A 21,130-nucleotide genomic window follows, 5' to 3' on the forward strand; every position below is an offset into this window, starting at 1 on the left:
TATTGACCGGGAAGATGGCGCCTGACCCTTTATCGGGTTCAGTGATGGTCCTTTACGCTTCCCGGCCGTCGCCTTGGGGCGACAGAAATCCAGGTTTGTCGGCGCCCCTCGATTCCTGCGGGTGGTGGTATTGGGCTGTTTATTATTGGGAAGCCGTAATGATTGGCATAAAAAGCATTGCGAGCTACGTTCCTGTAGCCGGCGTGGACAATTACGCACAAGGTGCAAAATTCGAGAAGGATGAAGAATTCATCCTGGGCAAGATCGGTTCGGCTTTCCTGCCGCGCAAGGGCGTTGATCAGGAAACTTCCGATCTGTGCGTTGAAGCGGCCAATGCGCTGTTTGCCAGCAACCCTGATCTGAAACGTGAATCCATCGATGCGTTGATCGTCGTCACCCAGAACGGTGACGAAGAAGGCCTGCCGCATACCGCGGCCATAGTTCAGGACAAACTCGGCCTGCCGACCAGCGTCGCCGCGTTCGATATTTCCCTGGGCTGTTCCGGTTACGTCTACGGCATCTATGCGATCAAGGGCTTCATGGAGGCCGCTGGCCTGAAGAACGGCCTGCTGATCACTGCCGACCCGTATTCGAAGATCGTCGACCCGGAAGACCGTAACACCACCATGTTGTTCGGCGATGCGGCCACCGCGACCTGGATGGGCGAAAACCCGACCTGGGCACTGGGCAAGGCCAAGTTCGGCACCGATGGTTCCGGCGCTCCACATTTGAAAGTCACCGACGGCGTGTTCTTCATGAACGGTCGCCAGGTGTTCAACTTCGCACTGCTCAAGGTGCCGGCACATTTGCATGAGTTGCTCGGTGAGTCGCAATTGAGCGCGGATGACATCGACGCGTTCTGCATTCACCAGGGCAGTGCGGCGATTGTCGATGCGGTCGCGCGGCGCTTCGAAGAATGCCCGCAGAAGTTCATCAAGGACATGGTCGAGACCGGTAACACGGTGTCGTCGAGCATTCCATTGCTGCTGGAAAAGCATATTCTCGATTCCGAATGGAAGCGCGTTGCGCTCAGCGGTTTCGGTGTGGGGCTGTCATGGGGTTCGGCGATCATCTATCGCCCTTGAGTGAAAGTTTTTTAATAAAAAGGCCGGTACAAAAAAGCGCTCAAGGGTTAACCTTGAGCGCTTTTTTGCTTGTAGGGAATGYGAGGTAGCATGAGCGAATGCTTTGAAGATAATGCTCAGGTTATCCAGCGGCGCTGGCCGTCGCTGTATGCGCGATTGAATACGGAAGATCGCCTGACCGTCGATGTTGACCTGATCGAAGGACGAGACTCGACGTTGTGTGTGGGCGGCATCCAGCTCACCAGCCGCCATGATCGCCTGCGCGAGGCCCGTTTACAGGCTGCCAGTCTTGCGTTCGACAAGCCTCATCTGCACGTCTACGGCACCGGTTTTGGCGATTTGCCTTCGGTTTTGCTGGAGCGTGCCGGGCTTGAGAAACTCTATGTCCATATCCTCAACGGCGCGCTTTTCGCATTGGTGTTGCAGCTGATCGATCAGCGCCAGTGGCTGGGCGATCCGCGTGTGCAATTGCTGTATGCCGGCGATCTGTCGGACATCTGCACACCGTTCTTTGCATTGCCTGCCGAGATGCTGCTGGCGGATGACTTCAGTGCGAAGATTCGTGATCGCCTGGTCAGCGAAGTGCACTTGAGTTTCAACAATCGTGAGTTCGACCCGCAATCTCCCGTCATTCAGCAGCGCTTGCAGGACACCCTTGAAGTGCTGCTGGCCGATGATGATGTGGCACAGCTGTTTGGCACGTGTTCCGAGCGTGAAATCTATGTGATCGCCACAGGGCCCAGCCTTGAAGGGAATTTCGAGCGTTTGGCAGCGGTGCGCAATCAAACGCCGCGACCGCTGTTCATCAGCGTAGATACCGCTTACCGGCCCCTTCGCGAGCACGGAATCAAGCCTGACCTGGTCGTGAGCATCGATCAGCGCATCAGCGTGCTGCACTTGCCGGGCGAGGGCTCCGAAGGCATTCCGCTGGTGTACTTGCCTTTGAGCGATCCACACATGCTGAAGGCCTGGAAAGGCAAGCGTTATGGCGGTTATTCCGCCAGCCCGATCTACGCTGCGTTGCGTGAGCAACAGTCGCGTGCGCAGCTCTACGTCAGTGGCAGCGTGATCCATCCTGCGGTCGATCTGGCGGTGAAGATGGGCGCGCAGCGCATCACGCTTTTCGGTGCGGATTTTTCCTTTCCGATGAACCGCACCCATACCGGTTGGAACGACGGTGACCTGGGGCCGCCAGTGAACCAGGCCAGGCACTGGGTGCACGATGGTCATGGGCAAAAGGTCAAGACGCAATTGAATTTCCGCAGTTACCTGTGCGAGCTCGAGCGTTACATTGCCAGGCATCCCGAGGTGCTTTTTTTTAACAGCAGTCGGGCTGGGGCAATGATTGCCGGTACACGGTTCAATCAGGATTTCGTGCAATGAAGCCTCAAGTGAAAGGCATCGACGAGTACCGGCAGTGCGCTGGGCTTTTTCGCCTGGGACGTGATGTCGAAGCGGCATTGAACATGGTCGATCTGTTCGATGAGGCGCAGCGACTGTTTGCGCAGGCGCCCCAGGAGGTTCAGCAGGCGTGGGCTTTGATGCTCAGGCAAATGCTGGCCTGTCAGGAGCGCCAGGATTGGCTGGGGCTCGCCGACTTCATGGAATATGAGTTGATCGAGTTGCTCGAAAACCTGCCGGCTTGAGGGGTGGCGACAGCTTTGGCGCGGGCGTTTGTGGGCTGGACAGTTTTATGGCGTCATTTTTTCGCGGTTGAGGGGCGCTAAGCCCTTGTTTTCTCGGAGATGGCAGGGTGATGGCATTTTTTTTAAAAAAAGCCCTCAAGCAACCTGCCAACCCGACGATAACTATTACGAAGGTTCTCTAGGCCATACCCGGCGGTTGCCAGGGCCGGAAGCCGCAGTACCCAACCAACGAGGAATTCGTCATGGCTTTAACAGTAAACACCAACACCACGTCGTTGAACGTTCAGAAGAACCTGAACCGTGCTACCGACGCTCTGTCGACTTCGATGGCTCGCCTGTCTTCCGGCCTGAAAATCAACAGCGCCAAAGACGACGCCGCTGGCCTGCAGATCGCAACTCGCATGGCCGCACAGATTCGTGGTGGCAACCAGGCAGTGCAGAACGCCAACGACGGTATCTCCGTTGCCCAGACCGCTGAAGGCGCGCTGCAAGCTTCGACCGACATTCTGCAGCGTATGCGTGAACTGGCTGTTAAAGCACGTAACGGTACCAACAGCACTGCTGACCAGACCGCTACCAACTCCGAATTCGCTCAGATGTCTGACGAAATCACCCGTATCTCTGCCTCTACCAACCTGAACGGCAAAAACCTGCTGGACGGTTCGGCTGGCACCATGCAGCTGCAAGTTGGCGCCAACACTGGTTCGGCCAACCGCATCGACCTGGTACTGAGCTCCAAGTTCGACGCCGTATCCCTGTCCGTAGGCAGCGGTACTGTTGTTCTGACCGGTGCGACTTCCGCTACCCTGTCTGCCAACATCGACAACGCGATCACCGCGATCGACGCCGCTCTGGCATCGATCAACGCCACCCGCGCAAACCTGGGTGCTTCGCAGAACCGTCTGACCAGCACCATCTCCAACCTGCAGAACATCGTGGAAAACACCACCGCTGCACAAGGCCGTGTACAAGACACCGACTTCGCCGCAGAAACCGCGAACCTGACCAAGCAGCAAACCCTGCAACAGGCTTCTACCTCGGTTCTGGCTCAAGCCAACCAACTGCCTTCCGCTGTACTGAAGCTGCTTCAGTAATTTCGGAATAAGTTTGAGCGGGGGAGTGTGCTGGTCACGCTCTCTCGCTTTTTACGTTAAGAGGTGATGGACATGGAGATGAGCGTAAAGCTTGGCGTGTCTTATCCGGCTCCCCAGCCAGCGAGCACCGTTTCGGATAAAGCGCCGGAAAAGCCTGAAGCCGCCAGCGTGACTCCAGCGGCGGATAAGAAACCGGATGCGGATGACGTCCACCTGAAGCAGGCGGTGCAGCAGATCGAAAAGTTTGTACAGTCGATCAAGCGCAATCTGGAGTTCTCGATAGACGAGCAGTCCGGAAAGGTCGTCGTCAAAGTGATTGCAAGCGAAACGGGTGAAGTCGTGCGACAGATCCCCTCCGCAGAAGCCCTCAAGCTGGCAGAAAGCCTGAGCAATGCGAGTCACGTATTGTTCGACGCCAAAGTCTGATAGCTGGCATGAATAGTGTTTGTACGTTCTTGGGCGCAGGTATTGGTCAAAAGAGTGGCAGCAACCTGAAGGGAGACGAAAAATGGCAAGTCCAATTTTACCGGGTGCGGGCTTAGGCTCTGGCCTGGATATCGGTGCGATCGTCACTGCGCTGGTCAACGCCGACAAATCGGCGAAACAGACGCAGATCGATACTCAGACCAAAACCAACACGCTGAAGATTTCCGGTGTCGGTTCCCTGAAAAGCGCACTGACGGCCTTTCAGACGGCGCTGACCAATCTCGGTAGCAAGACCAATCCTGTGTTTGCGGGCTATACCGCCACTTCGGGTACCCCGTCGATTCTGGGTGCGACTTCCGACAACACCGCCGTTGCCGGTACCTACAGCGTTGTTGTGAATAACCTGGCCACCAGCTCGAAAGTCGCCAGTGCTTCTTTCGCCGGCGGTGCGGCCAGTGCCATTCCGAGTGGTACTTTGAAAATCAGTCAGAATGGCACTGATTACGATGTCACGATTCCAGCCAGTGCGACCCTGCAGAGCACCCGGGATGCCATCAACTCCGCGCAGGCGAGTAATGGTATTTCTGCCAACATCGTGACCGACAGCAGTGGTGCGTCGCGACTGGTGATCAGCTCCAGCAAGACCGGCGCGGGTTCCGACCTTACGGTCAGCGGTATCGTCGGTCTTGAAATCGACGGTACCCAAGCGATGGGCGCCAACCCTTCGGCTTCAAGTTCAGGGGCTGTCAACGGGGTTGCGGTGGATGCATCGCTGACCATCGATGGTCTGGCAGTGACCAGCAAGAGCAATACGGTAACCGGCGCAGTCAGCGGCCTGACCCTGAACCTGGCGTCGGTGAGTCCAGGTACGCCGCCGGCTGCGGCGACCGTCACCGTCGCGACCAATACCGCCGGTTTGCAAACCTCGATCCAGTCGTTCGTTGATTCCTACAACACCCTGATGAACACCATCAATTCCCTGTCCAAGGCGACCGCGGATGCCGATGGCAACCTGACGGTTCAGTCGGCGTTTACCGGCGACTCGATGTCGCGCACACTGATCTCCGATATCCGCGGCGTGCTGACCGCTCCCGGGGCGGGCGGTCCATTGGCGGTGCTGTCGCAGATCGGCGTGTTGACGAACGAGAAAACCGGCAACCTGGCGTTCAACACCACGGCGTTCAACGAGAAGATGGCCATCAACGGTATGAGCGGCCAGATGCAGCAGTTGTTCAACGGTAGCAATGCTACCAACGGCCTGCTGGCGCGCATGGGTACCGCAATCAAGCCTTATGTGCAGACGGGTGGGTTGCTGGACCAGCGCAATACCAACCTGCAGAGCGTGAGCAAGAGCCTTTCAACTCAGCAGACTGCGTTGGACTTTCGTGTCGCCAACATGACCAAGACGTTGACCGCCAAATACAATGCAATGGACCTGTTGGTCGGGCAAATGAAGGCGACGGCGACGAACATCACCTCGTTCTTCACTTCCTTGAACGCCCAGAAGTCCAACACCTAGTCATGAGCTGACGAAAAAACCCGGCTACGCATTTTCGCGTGTGCCGGGTTTTTGTCTTTTGATCTAAAGTTTTCTGTCTTGCAGACGATACTCTGGCTATACGAGTCATTGTGGTAATGAGGTAGAACATGAATCCAATGTTAGCCCTTCGGCAGTATCAGAAAGTGGGGGCGCACGCCCAGACGTCCGAAGCAAGTCCGCATCGTTTGGTGCAGATGCTCATGGAAGGTGGCCTGGACCGGATCGCTCAGGCCAAAGGTGCCCTGGAGCGCAAGGACATTCCCGGCAAGTGTGTGTCGATCAGCAAGGCGATCGGCATCATCGGTGGCTTGCGTGAAGGCCTGGATCTTGAAAATTGCGCCGAAGCCGTGGGCGAACTCGACAGCCTTTACATCTACATGATGAAGCGTCTGGCCGAGGCGAACATCAGCAGCGACCCGAGGATTCTCGATGAGGTCGCGGGCTTGCTGCGCACGGTGAAAGAAGGCTGGGACGGCATTGCTGCGCCAGCTCCGCAGTTCTAGGGAGATCGCCATGAGTCTTGTATTGCAGCGAATAGAACAAACTCGCGAAGCGCTGGTCGGTGCTTTGGCCGAGCGCGACTGGGAGGCCATCGGTCAATTGGACCTGGATTGCCGTTCCTGCATGGAAGACGTCTTGAGCGAGGCTTCGTTGGACGAAGAAGTTCTGCGTAGCAATCTTGAGGAGTTGCTGTATGTCTACAAGCAGCTACTTGAGGTAGCGATGGGGGAGAGGCAGGCGATAGTCGATGAAATGTCTCAGATCCAGCAAGCGCGGAACGCGGCAAAGGTTTACCATCTGTTTGGTTAATTAACCCCAAGTTAATCCAGATATGTGCGCCATAAATTTGACTGTGCGCGGTTTTTTGACTTAACTAGTGGCTGGTTCCAGATTTCAGTCGTCTTCAGGCATAACATGCCTGCAAGCGTCTAGCTTGCCCCAGCATTTTGGGCATTGAGTTGACTAGGGAAGTTGCTATTGCATGTGGCGTGAAACCAAAATTCTGCTGATTGATGACGATAGCGTCCGCCGCCGCGACCTGGCGGTGATTTTGAATTTTCTCGGTGAAGAAAATTTACCCTGCGGTAGCCATGACTGGCAGCAGGCTGTCGGCTCTTTGTCGTCAAGTCGTGAAGTAATCTGTGTCCTCATCGGGACAGTCAATGCTCCTGGTTCACTTCTGGGCTTGTTAAAGACACTCTCGACATGGGATGAGTTCCTTCCGGTTTTGTTAATGGGCGATAATTCTTCCATTGACCTGCCGGAAGACCAGCGTCGGCGAGTGCTTTCGACTCTCGAAATGCCGCCCAGCTACAGCAAATTGCTCGATTCGCTGCACCGTGCCCAGGTCTATCGCGAGATGTACGACCAGGCCCGCGAGCGCGGTCGTCATCGCGAGCCTAATCTTTTCCGCAGTCTTGTCGGCACCAGCCGGGCGATCCAACACGTCCGCCAGATGATGCAGCAAGTCGCCGATACCGATGCCAGCGTGCTGATCCTCGGTGAGTCCGGCACCGGCAAGGAAGTGGTTGCGCGCAACCTGCATTACCATTCCAGGCGCCGCGAAGCGCCGTTCGTGCCGGTCAACTGCGGGGCGATCCCGGCCGAGTTGCTGGAAAGCGAACTGTTCGGTCATGAGAAGGGCGCCTTTACCGGGGCGATCACCAGTCGCGCCGGTCGATTCGAACTGGCCAACGGCGGCACCCTGTTCCTCGATGAAATCGGCGACATGCCGCTGCCGATGCAGGTCAAGCTGCTGCGCGTGTTGCAGGAGCGCACCTTCGAGCGCGTGGGCAGCAACAAGACCCAGAGCGTCGACGTGCGCATCATTGCGGCGACCCACAAGAATCTCGAAAGCATGATCGAGATCGGCACCTTCCGCGAAGACCTGTACTACCGCTTGAATGTGTTCCCGATCGAGATGGCGCCGCTGCGTGAGCGCGTCGAAGACATTCCGCTGCTGATGAACGAGTTGATCTCGCGCATGGAGCACGAGAAGCGCGGTTCGATCCGGTTCAACTCGGCGGCGATCATGTCGCTGTGCCGGCATGGCTGGCCGGGCAACGTCCGCGAACTGGCCAACCTGGTGGAGCGCATGGCAATCATGCATCCATACGGCGTGATCGGCGTGGTCGAGTTGCCGAAGAAATTCCGCTACGTCGACGATGAAGACGAGCAAATGGTCGACAGCCTGCGCAGCGATCTGGAAGAGCGCGTGGCCATCAACGGTCATACGCCGGACTTCACGGCCAACGCCATGTTGCCGCCGGAGGGTCTGGACCTGAAGGACTACCTCGGTGGTCTGGAGCAAGGCTTGATTCAGCAGGCGCTGGATGACGCCAATGGCATTGTGGCGCGCGCGGCCGAGCGGTTGCGTATCCGTCGTACCACGCTGGTGGAAAAGATGCGCAAGTACGGCATGAGCCGTCGTGATGGAGACGAACAGGCGGATGATTGACGCCTGTTTTTCAAGTCATTCATTTATAAGAAGTTTTTTTTAGGCACGGGTATTGCTACGTCTCTCGCAACGTTCCGTTTCACTGACGGTCAGCCAAGCGAGAGAGCACAATGCCCCAAGCCGCCCAGATGTCTCCTGTCCCTGATGTTTCGCGGCAGCCGTCGTCCGTAGAGCAGGCGAGTCGGCTGGGCCTTGAGCAGGCATTCGCACTGTTCAATCAGATGTCCACTCAGTTGACTGATTCCTACAGCATGCTTGAAGCCCGGGTCACCGAGCTCAAGGGTGAACTGGCGGTGGTCAGTGCCCAGCGCATGCAGGAGCTGGCGGAAAAGGAACGCCTGGCCAACCGTCTGCAAAACCTCCTTGATCTGTTACCCGGCGGTGTCATCGTCATTGACGCCCAGGGCATCGTGCGCGAAGCCAATCCGGCGGCGAGCGAGCTGCTGGGCCTGCCGCTGGAAGGTGAATTGTGGCGCTACGTCATTGCCCGCTGTTTTGCGCCGCGCGAAGACGATGGTCATGAAGTCTCCCTCAAGGATGGTCGGCGTCTGTCGATCGCCACGCGCTCGCTGGACGCCGAGCCGGGCCAGTTGGTGCTGCTCAATGACCTGACCGAAACCCGCCATCTGCAGGATCAACTGGCCCGTCATGAGCGTCTGTCGTCATTGGGGCGCATGGTCGCTTCATTGGCTCATCAGATACGCACACCGTTGTCCGCCGCGCTGCTGTATGCCAGTCACTTGACCGAGCAAGAGCTGCCGGTCGCTACCCGGCAGCGCTTTGCCGGGCGTCTCAAGGAGCGCCTGCACGAACTGGAACACCAAGTGCGCGACATGTTGGTCTTCGCCCGTGGCGAGTTGCCGCTGACCGACCGCGTGACCCCCGGTCAACTGATGCAATCGTTGCAAGCGGCGGCGCTGACCCACGTGCAGGATCTGCCGATCCGCTGGCAGTGCGACAGTCACTCGGGGGAGTTGCTGTGCAATCGCGACACCCTGGTCGGTGCGATCCTCAATCTGATCGAGAACGCCATCCAGGCCAGTGCCGGTCAATTGCGCCTCAAGATTCACCTCTACACCCGCGGCAACAACCTGCGCCTGTGCGTCAGTGACAGTGGCAGCGGTATCGATGCGGCCGTTCTGGCGCGATTGGGCGAACCCTTTTTTACCACCAAGAGCACCGGTACAGGTCTTGGCCTGACCGTGGTCAAGGCCGTGGCGCGTGCTCATCGGGGCGAATTGCAGCTGCGCTCGCGGCTCGGTCGCGGCACCTGCGCGCAGGTCATCCTGCCGTTGTTCAGCAGCGCTCAAGGCGCGGAGTGACGCCGATGGGTATCAAGGTTCTGCTGGTCGAGGACGACCGCGCTTTGCGCGAGGCACTGGCTGATACGCTGCTGCTCGCGGGGCATGATTACAAGGCGGTGGGGTCGGCAGAGGAGGCGTTGCTTGCCGTCGGCGGCGAGGCCTTCAGCCTGGTGATCAGTGACGTCAATATGCCGGGCATGGACGGCCACCAGTTGCTTGGCATGCTGCGAGCGCGGCAGCCGCAGTTGCCGGTGTTGCTGATGACGGCTCACGGTGCGGTCGAGCGCGCGGTCGATGCGATGCGCCAGGGGGCGGCGGACTATCTGGTCAAGCCATTCGAGCCCAAGGCGTTGCTCGATCTGGTGGGGCGTCATGCCCTGGGCAGTCTCGGCCTGACCGAGGGCGAAGGGCCGGTAGCGTTCGAGCCGGCGAGCGCGCAGTTACTCGAGTTGGCGGCGCGGGTCGCGCGCAGCGATTCCACGGTGTTGATCTCGGGCGAGTCGGGCACGGGCAAGGAAGTGCTGGCGCGTTATATTCATCAGCATTCTCATCGAGCCAATCAGCCGTTCATCGCGATCAACTGCGCAGCGATTCCGGACAACATGCTCGAAGCGACGTTGTTCGGTCACGAGAAGGGTTCCTTCACCGGCGCCATTGCCGCGCAAGCCGGCAAGTTCGAGCAGGCCGACGGCGGCACCATTTTGCTCGATGAAATTTCCGAAATGCCCCTGGGGCTCCAGGCCAAATTACTGCGTGTGCTGCAAGAGCGCGAGGTCGAAAGGGTTGGCGCGCGCAAACCGATCACGCTGGATATTCGCGTGGTCGCCACCACCAATCGCGACCTGGCGGGTGAAGTGGCGGCGGGGCGTTTCCGCGAGGACCTCTATTATCGCCTGTCGGTGTTTCCCCTGGCCTGGCGCCCGTTGCGCGAGCGTACCGCCGACATCCTGCCGCTGGCCGGGCGTCTGCTGGCCAGGCACGTCAATAAAATGAAGCATTCGCCTGCCAGGTTGTCGCCCGAAGCTCAGGCGTGCCTGATCGGTTATCCATGGCCGGGTAACGTTCGTGAGCTGGACAACGCGATTCAGCGTGCGCTGATTCTGCAGCAGGGTGGCTTGATCCAGCCGCAGGATTTCTGCCTCGCCGGGCCGGTGGCTTGCGCGCCACTGCGTGCGTTGGCGCAGGCGCCGGTACGCCCCGTGGAAGTCGAGTCCGAGTCGGTCGGTGCGCTGGGCGATGACCTGCGTCGCCGTGAATTCCAGATGATCATCGATACCTTGCGCGCCGAGCGCGGTCGTCGCAAAGAGGCGGCCGAGCGCCTGGGTATCAGCCCGCGAACCCTGCGCTACAAGCTGGCGCAGATGCGCGATGCCGGCATGGATGTGGAAGCCTTTTTGTTCGCCACCTGATCCTGATTGTGTCCCTGTAGGAGCGAGCCCTGCTCGCGATGGACGTGAACGATAACGCTGGGAACCTGACACCCCGCGGTGTTCTCGGGTTCATCGCGAGCAGGCTCGCTCCTACAGGGGGCGGCGGCGATGAGAAGGGCTTTTGTGAAACAAGGCCATGGAGCTGGCACCCTTGTTGCTAACACCTCATTACCCGCCGAGTGAGTGTCAAAAAATTGCGGGTCGTCAAAGAGAGAGACCATGAGCCAAGGTATTGAATTCAATCGGTTGATGCTCGACATGCGCGCCATGCAAATGGATGCCATGTCTGCGCCGAAATCGACGGCCGTCCCTGAAGTGGCGGGCAGCAGCTTTTCCGACATGCTCGGCCAGGCCGTCAATAAAGTGAACGACACGCAACAGGCTTCCACTCAGTTGGCCAGCGCCTTCGAAATCGGCAAAAGCGGCGTCGACCTCACAGACGTGATGATTTCCTCGCAGAAGGCCAGTGTGTCATTCCAGGCATTGACCCAGGTGCGCAACAAGCTGGTTCAGGCTTACCAAGACATCATGCAGATGCCTGTTTAAAGGACGAGATTGAGTCATGGCAGAAGCAGTCGCCGATAACGTTCCGGCCAAGGCCACTCCAATAGACGGCAAGCCGCCGCTGTTCGGGTTGTCCTTCCTGGAAAACCTCTCCGAAATGACCATGTTGCGTCAGGTGGGCCTGTTGGTCGGCCTGGCGGCGAGCGTGGCGATTGGTTTTGCCGTGGTGTTGTGGTCCCAGCAGCCTGACTACCGGCCTCTGTACGGCAGCCTTGCCGGCATGGACGCCAAGCAGGTCATGGAAACCCTGGCCTCCGCCGATATCCCGTACACCGTCGAACCCAATTCCGGTGCCTTGCTGGTCAAGGCCGATGACCTGTCCCGCGCGCGGCTCAAGCTTGCGGCCGCTGGTGTCACTCCCAGCGATGGCAATATCGGTTTTGAAATCCTCGACAAGGAGCAGGGACTGGGTACCAGCCAGTTCATGGAAGCGACCCGCTATCGTCGCGGCCTCGAAGGCGAACTGGCCCGGACCATTTCCAGCCTGAACAACGTCAAGGGTGCCCGCGTGCACCTGGCGATCCCGAAAAGTTCGGTGTTCGTGCGCGACGAGCGCAAGCCGAGCGCTTCGGTTCTGGTTGAGCTCTATTCCGGTCGCTCCCTCGAACCCGGCCAGGTCGTGGCCATCATCAACCTGGTGGCGACCAGCGTTCCCGAACTCAGCAAGTCGCAGATCACCGTCGTCGACCAGAAGGGCACCCTGCTCTCGGATCAGGCGGAAAACTCCGAACTGACCATGGCCGGCAAGCAATTCGACTACAGCCGTCGCATGGAAAGCATGCTCACCCAGCGCGTGCACAATATCCTGCAGCCGGTGCTGGGCAACGACCGTTACAAGGCCGAAGTCTCGGCCGACGTGGATTTCAGTGCGGTCGAGTCGACTTCCGAGCAATTCAACCCGGATCAACCGGCGTTGCGCAGCGAGCAGTCGGTCAACGAGCAGCGTACCGCCAGCAACGGCCCGCAAGGTGTGCCGGGTGCCTTGAGCAACCAGCCGCCGTCGCCGGCCTCCGCTCCGCAAACGACCGGTGGTGCCACCGCGTCGGCCGGCATGGTGCAGCCAGGCCAGCCGCTGATCGACGCCAACGGCCAGCAAATCATGGACCCGGCCACCGGTCAGCCAATGCTCGCACCGTACCCGGCGGACAAGCGTTCACAATCGACCAGGAACTTCGAACTCGACCGTTCCATCAGCCACACCAAGCAGCAGCAGGGCCGATTGAATCGCCTGTCGGTGTCGGTGGTGGTCGATGATCAGGTCAAGATCAATCCGGCCAACGGCGAAACCACCCGTGCGCCCTGGAGCGCCGATGAATTGGCGCGCTTCACTCGCCTGGTGCAGGACGCGGTCGGCTTCGATGCCAGCCGTGGTGACAGCGTCAGCGTGATCAACATGCCGTTCTCCGCCGAGCGCGGTGAAGTGATTGCCGATATTGCGTTCTATTCCCAGCCGTGGTTCTGGGACATCGTCAAGCAAGTGCTGGGTGTGCTGTTCATTCTGGTGCTGGTGTTCGGTGTGCTGCGTCCGGTGCTCAACAACATCACCGGGGGCGGCAAGGGCAAGCAGCTGGCCGGTATCGGCAGCGACGTCGAGTTGGGCGGCATGGGCGGTCTGGATGGCGAGTTGGCCAACGACCGTGTCAGCCTCGGCGGTCCGCAAAGCATCCTGCTGCCGAGCCCGAGCGAAGGCTATGACGCTCAGTTGAACGCAATCAAGAGTCTGGTGGCAGAAGATCCGGGTCGTGTGGCCCAGGTCGTGAAAGAGTGGATTAACGCAGATGAGTGATAACCGAGCCGTTGCCGCCAAACTGTCCAAGGTCGACAAGGCCGCAATCCTGTTGTTGTCCCTGGGCTCCACCGACGCTGCCCAGGTGCTGCGCCACATGGGCCCCAAAGAGGTTCAGCGCGTGGGCGTGGCCATGGCCCAGATGGGTAATGTGCACCGCGAGCAGGTCGAGCAGGTGATGAGCGAGTTCGTTGATATCGTCGGCGACCAGACCAGCCTGGGCGTCGGCTCCGACGACTATGTGCGCAAGATGCTCACCCAGGCCCTGGGCGAAGACAAGGCCAACGGCCTGATCGATCGCATCCTGCTCGGTGGCAACACCAGCGGCCTCGACAGCCTGAAATGGATGGAGCCGCGCGCCGTCGCCGACGTGATCCGTTACGAGCACCCGCAGATCCAGGCGATCGTGGTGGCGTACCTCGATCCGGACCAGGCCGGTGAGGTGCTCGGCAACTTCGACCACAAGGTGCGGCTCGATATCATCCTGCGGGTGTCCTCGCTGAACACCGTGCAGCCAGCGGCCCTGAAAGAGCTCAATCAGATTCTCGAGAAGCAGTTCTCCGGCAACTCGAACGCCTCGCGCACCACCCTGGGTGGCATCAAGCGTGCGGCGGACATCATGAACTTCCTCGACAGCTCCATCGAAGGTCAGCTCATGGACTCGATCCGCGAAGTCGACGAAGACCTGTCCGGTCAGATCGAAGACCTCATGTTCGTCTTCAACAACCTGGCCGATGTCGACGACCGCGGGATCCAGGCGCTGCTGCGCGAGGTGTCCTCCGATGTGCTGGTGCTGGCCCTCAAGGGTTCGGACGAAGGCGTCAAGGAGAAGATCTTCAAGAACATGTCCAAGCGTGCCGCCGAACTGTTGCGCGACGACCTGGAAGCCAAGGGCCCGGTGCGCGTCAGCGACGTGGAAACCGCGCAGAAGGAAATCCTCACCATCGCCCGCCGTATGGCCGAAGCCGGAGAAATCGTTCTCGGCGGCAAGGGCGGCGAGGAAATGATCTAACACCATGGTCAAGAATGATGATGCACCCACTGACCTGATCCGGGCCAGGGATGTCGGTGGCTTCGAGTCCTGGGCGCTGCCCAGTTTCGACCCGCCGGAGCCGGAGCCTGAACCAACGCCTGAACCCGAGCCGCCGGAAATGGAGGAAGTGCCGCTGGAGGAAGTCCAGCCGCTGACCCTCGAAGAGCTCGAAAGCATTCGCCAGGAAGCCTACAACGAAGGCTTTGCGGTGGGTGAGAAGGAAGGTTTCCACAGCACCACGCTCAAGGTCCGCCAGGAAGCCGAGGTGGTCCTGGCCGCCAAGATTGCAGCGCTGGAGCAATTGATGAGCCATCTGTTCGAGCCCATCGCCGAGCAGGACACCCAGATCGAAAAAACCCTGGTCGACCTCGTGCAGCACATCACCAAACAGGTGATCCAGCGCGAACTGGCCATCGACTCCACGCAAATCGAACACGTCATGCGCGAGGCTCTAAAGCTCTTGCCGTTGGGCGTGGGCAATGTGCGGCTGTACATCAACCCGCAGGATTTCGAACAGGTCAAAGCCCTGCGCGAACGCCATGAAGAAACCTGGCGCATCGTCGAGGACGAGTCGTTGTTGCCCGGCGGTTGCCGGGTCGAGACAGAACACAGCCGCATCGACGCCACAGTTGAAACCCGTGTCGCGCAGGTGATGGACAAGCTGTTCGACCAGTTGCACGAACAGTCCTTGCACCCGGCCGCGCCGGACTTGAGCCTGGAACTGCCGGTCGACAGCAAGCCTGCTGCCGCGCCAGTAGCGGATGCGCCTGATGCGCCTTGAACGCACCAGCTTCGCCAGGCGCCTGGGCAGTTACGCCGAGGCGACTACGCTTGCTGGCGCGCCGATCCTTGAGGGCCGCTTGTTGCGCATGGTCGGCCTGACCCTCGAAGCCGAAGGCCTGCGCGCCGCCATGGGCAGCCGCTGCATGGTCATCAACGACGACAGCTATCACCCGGTGCAGGTCGAAGCCGAAGTGATGGGCTTCTCCGGCAGCAAGGTCTTTCTGATGCCGGTCGGCAGCGTCGCTGGTATCGCACCCGGCGCCCGCGTTGTTCCCTTGTCCGATACCGGGCGTTTGCCGATGGGCATGAGCATGCTCGGGCGGGTGCTGGATGGCGCCGGCCGTGCACTGGACGGCAAGGGCGGGATGAAGGCCGAAGACTGGGTGCCGATGGATGGCCCGACCATCAATCCGCTCAAGCGCGAGCCGATCAGCGAACCGCTGGACGTGGGCATCCGTTGCATCAACGGCATGTTGACGGTCGGGCGCGGCCAGCGGCTGGGCCTGTTTGCCGGTACCGGTGTCGGTAAATCGGTGTTGCTGGGGATGATGACGCGCTTCACCGAGGCCGACATCATCGTCGTCGGGCTGATCGGTGAGCGGGGCCGTGAAGTTAAAGAGTTCATCGAGCACATCCTCGGTGAAGAGGGGCTCAAGCGTTCAGTGGTGGTGGCGTCCCCGGCGGACGATGCGCCGCTGATGCGTCTGCGCGCGGCGATGTATTGCACGCGCATCGCCGAGTATTTCCGCGACAAGGGCAAGAATGTCCTGTTGCTGATGGATTCCCTGACCCGTTTCGCCCAGGCCCAACGGGAAATCGCCCTGGCCATCGGCGAGCCGCCGGCGACCAAGGGCTATCCGCCGTCGGTATTCGCCAAGCTGCCGAAACTGGTGGAGCGGGCCGGTAATGCGGAGAAGGGCGGTGGTTCGATCACCGCGTTCTACACCGTGCTGTCCGAAGGCGATGACCAACAGGACCCGATTGCCGACTCGGCACGGGGCGTGCTCGACGGGCACATCGTGCTGTCCCGGCGCCTGGCCGAAGAGGGGCATTACCCGGCCATCGATATTGAAGCGTCCATCAGTCGGGTGATGCCGGCGGTGGTCTCGCCGGAACACATGGCACGTGCGCAATATTTCAAGCAATTGTGGTCGCGGTATCAGCAGAGTCGCGACCTGATCAGCGTCGGCGCCTATGTCGCCGGCGGAGATCGCGAGACCGATCTGGCGATTTCCCTGCAGCCGCAATTGGTCAAATACCTGCGTCAGGGTCTCAACGACAGCATCAGCCTGGGTGAAAGCGAAGCGTATCTCGCCTCGATCTTCGCGCCCGCGGCGGGCGGTTAAGCGATCATGGCCCTGAGTCGGGCAGGAAGGCTGGCGCCGGTGGTGGAAATGGCCGAAAAGGCCGAGAAAACCGCGGTCCAGCGCCTGGGGCACTTTCAGGGGCAAGTGCGTTTGGCACAAAGCAAACTCGCCGACCTTGAAGCCTTCCGTCTCGACTATCAGGAACAATGGATCGTACGCGGCAGCGGTGGCGTCTCGGGCCAATGGTTGCTGGGTTATCAGGGCTTTCTCGCGCAACTGGGCACGGCCATCGACCAGCAGCGGCAAAGCCTGGCCTGGCATCAGAACAACCTGAACAAGGCGCGGGAAACCTGGCAGCAGGCGTTTGCCCGGGTCGAAGGCTTGCGCAAGCTGGTTCAACGCTATGCCGATGAGGCGCGGGCGCTTGAGGACCGGCGCGAACAGAAACTGCTGGATGAGTTGTCCCAGCGCTTGCCGCGTCAGGATCCGTATTAGAAGATCGCAGCCTGCGGCAGCTCCTATAGGGGATTGCATTCTCATGTAGGAGCTGCCGCAGGCTGCGATCTTTTGATCTTGCTCCTATTCCCACCAAGTGCTAAACCTTCTACACGTACGTTCTCCAAAGACAAGGAAGCCATTGAATGTCAGTCGTTACCGAAGTGTCCCCTGATGGGCAAAAGTTGACGATATCGGTCAAAGGACGATTCGATTTCGCCAAGCATCAGGAATTTCGTAAGTCCTACGAAGATAAAGAGATATCGGCGGTTGTGGTCGACCTGAAAGACGCCACTTACCTCGACAGCTCGGCCTTGGGCATGCTGCTTTTGCTGCGCGATCACGCCGGTGGCGACGACTCCGACATTCGCGTCGTCAACAGCAGCACCGACGTGCGCAAAATCCTCGCCATCTCCAACTTCGACAAGCTGTTCGACATCAGTTGATTGCCATGCAGCCACTGGAGCCGCTGACCATCCTGATTGCCGAGGACAGTGCCGCCGATCGCCTGCTGTTGTCGAGCATCCTGCGCCGCCAGGGGCACGACGTGCTGACGGCGGCCAACGGCGCCGAAGCGGTCGACACGTTTCGCCAGCAGCAACCACACCTGGTGTTGATGGACGCGATGATGCCGGTCATGGACGGCTTCGAGGCGGCCCGGCAAATCAAGGCCCTGGCCGGGGAAACCCTGGTGCCGATCATCTTCCTCACCTCGTTGTCCGAAAGCGAAGCCCTGGCCCGTTGCCTGGAAGTCGGCGGTGACGACTTTCTGGCGAAACCCTACAACCAGGTGATTCTCGCCGCCAAGATCAAGGCGATGGATCGCTTGCGGCGCTTGCAGGAGACCGTGCTGCAACAGCGTGATCAGATCGCCCGGCACCACGACTACCTGCTCAACGAACAGCGCGTGGCCAAGGCCGTTTTCGACAAGGTGGCGCACTCCGGCTGCCTGAATGCCGCTGCGAATATCCGTTATCTGCAATCGCCCTATGCGCTGTTCAACGGCGACCTGTTACTGGCCGCGTTCACCCCGGCCGGAGACATGCACGTGTTGCTGGGCGACTTCACCGGCCACGGTCTGCCGGCGGCGGTGGGTGCCATGCCCCTGGCCGAAGTCTTCTACGGGATGACCACCAAGGGCTATGGCCTGGCGGAAACCCTGCGCGAGATGAATGCCAAGCTCAAGCGCATCCTGCCGGTGGACATGTTCTGCTGTGCCACGTTGCTGTGCCTGAGTTTTCAGCGTCGTTCGGTGGAAGTCTGGAACGGCGGAATGCCCGACGGTTATCTGCATTGCATTGCCAGTGGCGAGCGAACGCCTCTGCCGGCGCGGCATCTGCCTTTGGGTGTGCTGAGCCCGGAATCCTTCGATGAGCGTACCGAGGTGTTTCCCATGGCGCTCGGGGATCGGGTGTTTCTCCTGTCCGATGGGGTGATCGATACCTGCGACGCCAATGACCAGTTGTTTGGCGTGCAGCGATTGCAGCAGGTGTTTGCCGCCAATCGGCAGCCAGATGCGCTGTTCGAAGAGATCGAGCGGGCGCTGCGACAGTTTGGCGCAGAAGCGCGCGACGATGTCAGCATGGTCGAAGTCAGCCTGTTGGAGTCGGCGCAGATCACTGCGCCGGCGTTGGTCTACTCCGACAGCGGCCAGTCGTGCCCGCTGGACTGGTCGGTGAGCTTCGAGTTTCGCGCCGCCACGCTCAAGCGCTTCAATCCGTTGCCCTATCTGTTGCAGTTGCTGCTTGAGGTGCATGGTCTGCGGGCCCAGAGCGGTGCGCTCTACAGTGTGCTGGCGGAACTCTATTCCAACGCGCTGGAGCATGGCGTGCTGGGGCTGGACTCGAGCCTCAAGCGCGATGCATCGGGTTTTGCGCGTTATTATCAGCAACGCAATACCCGGCTGGACGAACTTCAGGAAGGCTATGTACGGTTGCATTTGCAGGTGGCGCCAACAGACGACGGCGGTTGCCTGACCATTCGCATCGAAGACAGCGGCAAGGGTTTCGATGTCGAGCGGGTGATGAAAAGACCTGTGGATGACATCCGCCTGTCGGGACGCGGGGTCAGTCTGATCCGTCAGTTGGGGCGTAATGCCCGCTGGACCGACGATGGTCGAAGTGCACGCGTGGAGTTTATCTGGAAGGCTGCGGAGTAATCCGCGCATTCTTGATCAAGGAGTGAGCAAATGAACGACAAAAACGACAAACATGTGGATCACGGCGTGCTGAGTGCATTGCAGGAAGTGATGGAAGAGGGCTATGCGGATTTGCTGGATATCTTTCTTGCGGACTCCGAAGAGCGCATTAACGTCTTGCGAACGACTGACAGTACTGCACTGCTCGTTGCAACCGCCCATAGCTTCAAGGGCAGCAGCAGCAATATGGGTGCAGTCAGGCTGACCGAGCTCTGCCATCAACTTGAACAGCGGGCCAAAGATTTGCCATGTGCCGCCGTTCAGGAACTGGTCGGCGAAATCGACCGCGAATTCGCCGCTATCCGGCCTCTGTACGAAGCTGAACGACAGCGTTGCCCAGCGAAAATCTGAGCATGCGCTGCATTTTGTCTCCTTCGAGTGAAACTGGCTCGACCTTTGCATTTAACTCGTCCAACTGTACTTACGAGCCCCGTGCAGCGGAGACTGTTTCATGCCCGTTACCCCCAATATTCTGCTTCAGGCCTCCAGGCAGGCCAAGATTCAAGCGGCCTGCGCCAATCCTCCGGCGCTGACCGCTGAGCCTGGGGACAAGGCCGCAAGCTTCGCTCATGTCTATGCCAATCAGGCCCAGAACAAGCCCAATGCGTCGGCGGATGCCTCGGTCAAGCCGAGTCGCGAAAAAAGCTCCGATGTCGCCGGAGAAAAAGACGCTGGCGACGACAAGTCTGCCGCCGGGGAGCCGGTGGTTGCCGATGGCGGCAAATCCTTGCCTTCCGATACGCCGGTGCAGGCTGACGACAAGACCGCCGACAATGAGGCGTCAGATGTCGACCGTGCTCCGGTCGTCGATACCGCACCGCTCGATCCGGCGCTTGATCCTTCGTTGCAGCAAGCCGTACAGCCAGTAGTAACTGTGTCAGCGCCGGCAACACCTGCCGTGGCCAACATTGTGCCGCCAACGGTTGACACGCCGGTTGCCGCAGCAATCACCGTGACAGCCACACCGGCACAGGCTGCTGCTGACGGCGATTTCGATCCCGAGGCCGATCCGCTCGACGCCCTGCCAGCGTTACGCCTGGCAATGGAGCAGAGCGGTCACGTTTCGGCTTCCAGCCAGGCGCAGCCCGAGGCTGCACCGACACAGGCACAAGCCCAGGCTGACGGTGAGCTGACACCGGCGCAAAACTTTGCCGCCGGCATGGCGACCCTGCTGGATGTTCAGGCCGACAAGAACAGCACCAGCCAAGGGGATGACAAGGCTTTCAGCGGGTTGCTCGATGACGGCCTGAAAGACCTCAAGTCCGCCAGCAGCGACACCCGTGTCGATGATTTCGCCAACCGTCTGGCCGCGCTGACCCAGGCGGCCACACCGAAGACCGCCAATGCCTTGCCGGTGAACCAGCCGATCGCCATGCATCAGAGCGGGTGGACCGAAGAGGTGGTGAACCGGGTCATGTACCTGTCCAGCGCCAGCCTCAAGGCCGCGGACATCCAGTTGCAGCCCGCTGAACTCGGGCGTCTGGACATTCGGGTGAACATGGTTCCCGATCAGCAGACCCAGGTCACCTTCATGAGTGCGCACCCGGGTGTCCGTGAGGCGCTGGATGGCCAGGTCCATCGCTTGCGCGACATGTTCGCGCAGCAGGGCATGGGGCAGGTCGATGTCAACGTTTCGGACCAGTCCCGTGGTTCGCACCAAGGGCAGGAACAGGCCCGGCAAAGCCAGAGCGGGCGGACCAATGCCAGCGGCGGTCGCCTCGATTCAATGGATGACGACGTGGCCCCGGGCGTCGCTGAAGTGGCTGCCAATACCACCCGCGTGATCGGCTCCAGTGTGGTCGATTACTACGCCTGATCAAAGCCATCACTCCAATCGTTCCCATGGCATGGGAACGAACCCTCTGTAGGAGCGAGCTTGCTCGCGATGGAGTTAAACGATGACGAGGGCCATCTGAATAAACGCGGCGCTCTCACGTCTTTCGCGAGCAGGCTCGCTCCTACATGGCATAACACTTGCTCTT

General features: G+C 59.8%; 21 protein-coding genes. All 21 read left to right on the forward strand.

Annotation, left to right across the window (positions count from 1 at the left end):
* Nucleotides 1-158 precede the first annotated feature (158 nt).
* The 21 genes from AC1DVH_RS01865 to AC1DVH_RS01965 all read left to right on the forward strand — a co-directional run bounded on the left by AC1DVH_RS01865 (nucleotide 159) and on the right by AC1DVH_RS01965 (nucleotide 20,964).
* The gene (locus AC1DVH_RS01865; RefSeq protein ID WP_477752404.1) at nucleotides 159-1,085 is read left to right on the forward strand and encodes a ketoacyl-ACP synthase III; all 927 of its coding nucleotides are present in this window, start codon (nucleotides 159-161) and stop codon (nucleotides 1,083-1,085) included.
* A 90-nt stretch (nucleotides 1,086-1,175) separates the two neighbouring features.
* A complete protein-coding gene (locus AC1DVH_RS01870; RefSeq protein ID WP_477752405.1) occupies nucleotides 1,176-2,468 on the forward strand; it encodes a motility associated factor glycosyltransferase family protein in 1,293 nt (430 codons plus the stop codon).
* Entirely contained in the window at nucleotides 2,465-2,731 is a 267-nt protein-coding gene (locus AC1DVH_RS01875; protein WP_477752406.1) for a hypothetical protein, read from the forward strand. Before AC1DVH_RS01870 ends, AC1DVH_RS01875 begins: the two co-directional genes overlap by 4 nt.
* Nucleotides 2,732-2,973: 242 nt before the next feature.
* Nucleotides 2,974-3,825, forward strand: a complete 852-nt coding sequence (locus AC1DVH_RS01880) for a flagellin domain-containing protein (RefSeq protein WP_108218632.1) — start codon at nucleotides 2,974-2,976, stop codon at nucleotides 3,823-3,825.
* 72 nt (nucleotides 3,826-3,897) lie between these two features.
* Complete coding sequence (locus AC1DVH_RS01885; protein ID WP_477752407.1) at nucleotides 3,898-4,251, forward strand: flagellar protein FlaG; 354 nt, start codon at nucleotides 3,898-3,900, stop codon at nucleotides 4,249-4,251.
* An 82-nt stretch (nucleotides 4,252-4,333) separates the two neighbouring features.
* On the forward strand, nucleotides 4,334-5,770 hold the full coding sequence (gene fliD / locus AC1DVH_RS01890) for a flagellar filament capping protein FliD (RefSeq protein WP_477752408.1): 1,437 nt from the start codon (nucleotides 4,334-4,336) through the stop codon (nucleotides 5,768-5,770).
* 128 nt (nucleotides 5,771-5,898) lie between these two features.
* The gene (fliS, locus tag AC1DVH_RS01895; RefSeq protein ID WP_477752409.1) at nucleotides 5,899-6,294 is read left to right on the forward strand and encodes a flagellar export chaperone FliS; all 396 of its coding nucleotides are present in this window, start codon (nucleotides 5,899-5,901) and stop codon (nucleotides 6,292-6,294) included.
* 10 nt (nucleotides 6,295-6,304) lie between these two features.
* Complete coding sequence (gene fliT, locus AC1DVH_RS01900) at nucleotides 6,305-6,601, forward strand: flagellar protein FliT (RefSeq protein WP_015096255.1); 297 nt, start codon at nucleotides 6,305-6,307, stop codon at nucleotides 6,599-6,601.
* Nucleotides 6,602-6,773: 172 nt separating this feature from the next.
* The gene (locus AC1DVH_RS01905) at nucleotides 6,774-8,249 is read left to right on the forward strand and encodes a sigma-54 dependent transcriptional regulator (protein ID WP_477752410.1); all 1,476 of its coding nucleotides are present in this window, start codon (nucleotides 6,774-6,776) and stop codon (nucleotides 8,247-8,249) included.
* Nucleotides 8,250-8,377: 128 nt separating this feature from the next.
* Complete coding sequence (locus AC1DVH_RS01910) at nucleotides 8,378-9,571, forward strand: sensor histidine kinase (RefSeq protein WP_477752444.1); 1,194 nt, start codon at nucleotides 8,378-8,380, stop codon at nucleotides 9,569-9,571.
* A 5-nt stretch (nucleotides 9,572-9,576) separates the two neighbouring features.
* Nucleotides 9,577-10,962, forward strand: coding sequence for a sigma-54-dependent transcriptional regulator (locus tag AC1DVH_RS01915; protein ID WP_477752411.1), 1,386 nt, complete (start codon nucleotides 9,577-9,579; stop codon nucleotides 10,960-10,962).
* 240 nt (nucleotides 10,963-11,202) lie between these two features.
* The gene (gene fliE / locus AC1DVH_RS01920) at nucleotides 11,203-11,529 is read left to right on the forward strand and encodes a flagellar hook-basal body complex protein FliE (RefSeq protein WP_008021337.1); all 327 of its coding nucleotides are present in this window, start codon (nucleotides 11,203-11,205) and stop codon (nucleotides 11,527-11,529) included.
* Nucleotides 11,530-11,545: 16 nt separating this feature from the next.
* Entirely contained in the window at nucleotides 11,546-13,333 is a 1,788-nt protein-coding gene (fliF, locus tag AC1DVH_RS01925; RefSeq protein WP_477752412.1) for a flagellar basal-body MS-ring/collar protein FliF, read from the forward strand.
* Nucleotides 13,326-14,345 carry a flagellar motor switch protein FliG gene (gene fliG / locus AC1DVH_RS01930; protein ID WP_007983391.1) on the forward strand — a complete coding sequence of 340 codons (1,020 nt, stop codon included), beginning with the start codon at nucleotides 13,326-13,328 and terminating at the stop codon, nucleotides 14,343-14,345. Before fliF ends, fliG begins: the two co-directional genes overlap by 8 nt.
* A gap of 4 nt (nucleotides 14,346-14,349) precedes the next feature.
* Entirely contained in the window at nucleotides 14,350-15,147 is a 798-nt protein-coding gene (fliH, locus tag AC1DVH_RS01935; protein WP_477752413.1) for a flagellar assembly protein FliH, read from the forward strand.
* Nucleotides 15,137-16,495, forward strand: a complete 1,359-nt coding sequence (fliI, locus tag AC1DVH_RS01940; protein ID WP_223461365.1) for a flagellar protein export ATPase FliI — start codon at nucleotides 15,137-15,139, stop codon at nucleotides 16,493-16,495. Before fliH ends, fliI begins: the two co-directional genes overlap by 11 nt.
* A 6-nt stretch (nucleotides 16,496-16,501) precedes the next feature.
* A complete protein-coding gene (fliJ, locus tag AC1DVH_RS01945) occupies nucleotides 16,502-16,951 on the forward strand; it encodes a flagellar export protein FliJ (RefSeq protein ID WP_477752414.1) in 450 nt (149 codons plus the stop codon).
* A gap of 146 nt (nucleotides 16,952-17,097) precedes the next feature.
* Nucleotides 17,098-17,397 (forward strand): STAS domain-containing protein, encoded by a 300-nt coding sequence (locus AC1DVH_RS01950; protein ID WP_477752415.1) that lies wholly within the window; start codon nucleotides 17,098-17,100, stop codon nucleotides 17,395-17,397.
* 5 nt (nucleotides 17,398-17,402) lie between these two features.
* Nucleotides 17,403-19,109, forward strand: a complete 1,707-nt coding sequence (locus AC1DVH_RS01955) for an ATP-binding SpoIIE family protein phosphatase (RefSeq protein WP_477752416.1) — start codon at nucleotides 17,403-17,405, stop codon at nucleotides 19,107-19,109.
* Between the two features lie 30 nt (nucleotides 19,110-19,139).
* Complete coding sequence (locus tag AC1DVH_RS01960; RefSeq protein WP_477752417.1) at nucleotides 19,140-19,499, forward strand: Hpt domain-containing protein; 360 nt, start codon at nucleotides 19,140-19,142, stop codon at nucleotides 19,497-19,499.
* Between the two features lie 100 nt (nucleotides 19,500-19,599).
* Nucleotides 19,600-20,964, forward strand: a complete 1,365-nt coding sequence (locus AC1DVH_RS01965) for a flagellar hook-length control protein FliK (protein WP_477752418.1) — start codon at nucleotides 19,600-19,602, stop codon at nucleotides 20,962-20,964.
* The last annotated feature ends 166 nt before the right edge of the window (nucleotides 20,965-21,130 follow it).

It is taken from the genome of Pseudomonas sp. P4_C3, from assembly GCF_056402075.1.

What these genes read in the sequence shown, in the direction of transcription:
- fliE (WP_008021337.1), top strand. Translation starts at nt 11,203, where the DNA reads ATGAGCCAAGGTATTGAATTCAATCGGTTGATGCTCGACATGCGCGCC.
- AC1DVH_RS01960 (WP_477752417.1), top strand. Translation starts at nt 19,140, where the DNA reads ATGAACGACAAAAACGACAAACATGTGGATCACGGCGTGCTGAGTGCA.
- AC1DVH_RS01875 (WP_477752406.1), top strand. Translation starts at nt 2,465, where the DNA reads ATGAAGCCTCAAGTGAAAGGCATCGACGAGTACCGGCAGTGCGCTGGG.
- fliI (WP_223461365.1), top strand. Translation starts at nt 15,137, where the DNA reads ATGCGCCTTGAACGCACCAGCTTCGCCAGGCGCCTGGGCAGTTACGCC.
- fliS (WP_477752409.1), top strand. Translation starts at nt 5,899, where the DNA reads ATGAATCCAATGTTAGCCCTTCGGCAGTATCAGAAAGTGGGGGCGCAC.
- AC1DVH_RS01965 (WP_477752418.1), top strand. Translation starts at nt 19,600, where the DNA reads ATGCCCGTTACCCCCAATATTCTGCTTCAGGCCTCCAGGCAGGCCAAG.
- fliD (WP_477752408.1), top strand. Translation starts at nt 4,334, where the DNA reads ATGGCAAGTCCAATTTTACCGGGTGCGGGCTTAGGCTCTGGCCTGGAT.
- AC1DVH_RS01885 (WP_477752407.1), top strand. Translation starts at nt 3,898, where the DNA reads ATGGAGATGAGCGTAAAGCTTGGCGTGTCTTATCCGGCTCCCCAGCCA.
- AC1DVH_RS01910 (WP_477752444.1), top strand. Translation starts at nt 8,378, where the DNA reads ATGTCTCCTGTCCCTGATGTTTCGCGGCAGCCGTCGTCCGTAGAGCAG.
- AC1DVH_RS01865 (WP_477752404.1), top strand. Translation starts at nt 159, where the DNA reads ATGATTGGCATAAAAAGCATTGCGAGCTACGTTCCTGTAGCCGGCGTG.
- fliT (WP_015096255.1), top strand. Translation starts at nt 6,305, where the DNA reads ATGAGTCTTGTATTGCAGCGAATAGAACAAACTCGCGAAGCGCTGGTC.
- AC1DVH_RS01880 (WP_108218632.1), top strand. Translation starts at nt 2,974, where the DNA reads ATGGCTTTAACAGTAAACACCAACACCACGTCGTTGAACGTTCAGAAG.
- AC1DVH_RS01915 (WP_477752411.1), top strand. Translation starts at nt 9,577, where the DNA reads ATGGGTATCAAGGTTCTGCTGGTCGAGGACGACCGCGCTTTGCGCGAG.
- AC1DVH_RS01955 (WP_477752416.1), top strand. Translation starts at nt 17,403, where the DNA reads ATGCAGCCACTGGAGCCGCTGACCATCCTGATTGCCGAGGACAGTGCC.
- AC1DVH_RS01950 (WP_477752415.1), top strand. Translation starts at nt 17,098, where the DNA reads ATGTCAGTCGTTACCGAAGTGTCCCCTGATGGGCAAAAGTTGACGATA.
- fliG (WP_007983391.1), top strand. Translation starts at nt 13,326, where the DNA reads ATGAGTGATAACCGAGCCGTTGCCGCCAAACTGTCCAAGGTCGACAAG.
- fliF (WP_477752412.1), top strand. Translation starts at nt 11,546, where the DNA reads ATGGCAGAAGCAGTCGCCGATAACGTTCCGGCCAAGGCCACTCCAATA.
- AC1DVH_RS01870 (WP_477752405.1), top strand. Translation starts at nt 1,176, where the DNA reads ATGAGCGAATGCTTTGAAGATAATGCTCAGGTTATCCAGCGGCGCTGG.
- AC1DVH_RS01905 (WP_477752410.1), top strand. Translation starts at nt 6,774, where the DNA reads ATGTGGCGTGAAACCAAAATTCTGCTGATTGATGACGATAGCGTCCGC.
- fliH (WP_477752413.1), top strand. Translation starts at nt 14,350, where the DNA reads ATGGTCAAGAATGATGATGCACCCACTGACCTGATCCGGGCCAGGGAT.
- fliJ (WP_477752414.1), top strand. Translation starts at nt 16,502, where the DNA reads ATGGCCCTGAGTCGGGCAGGAAGGCTGGCGCCGGTGGTGGAAATGGCC.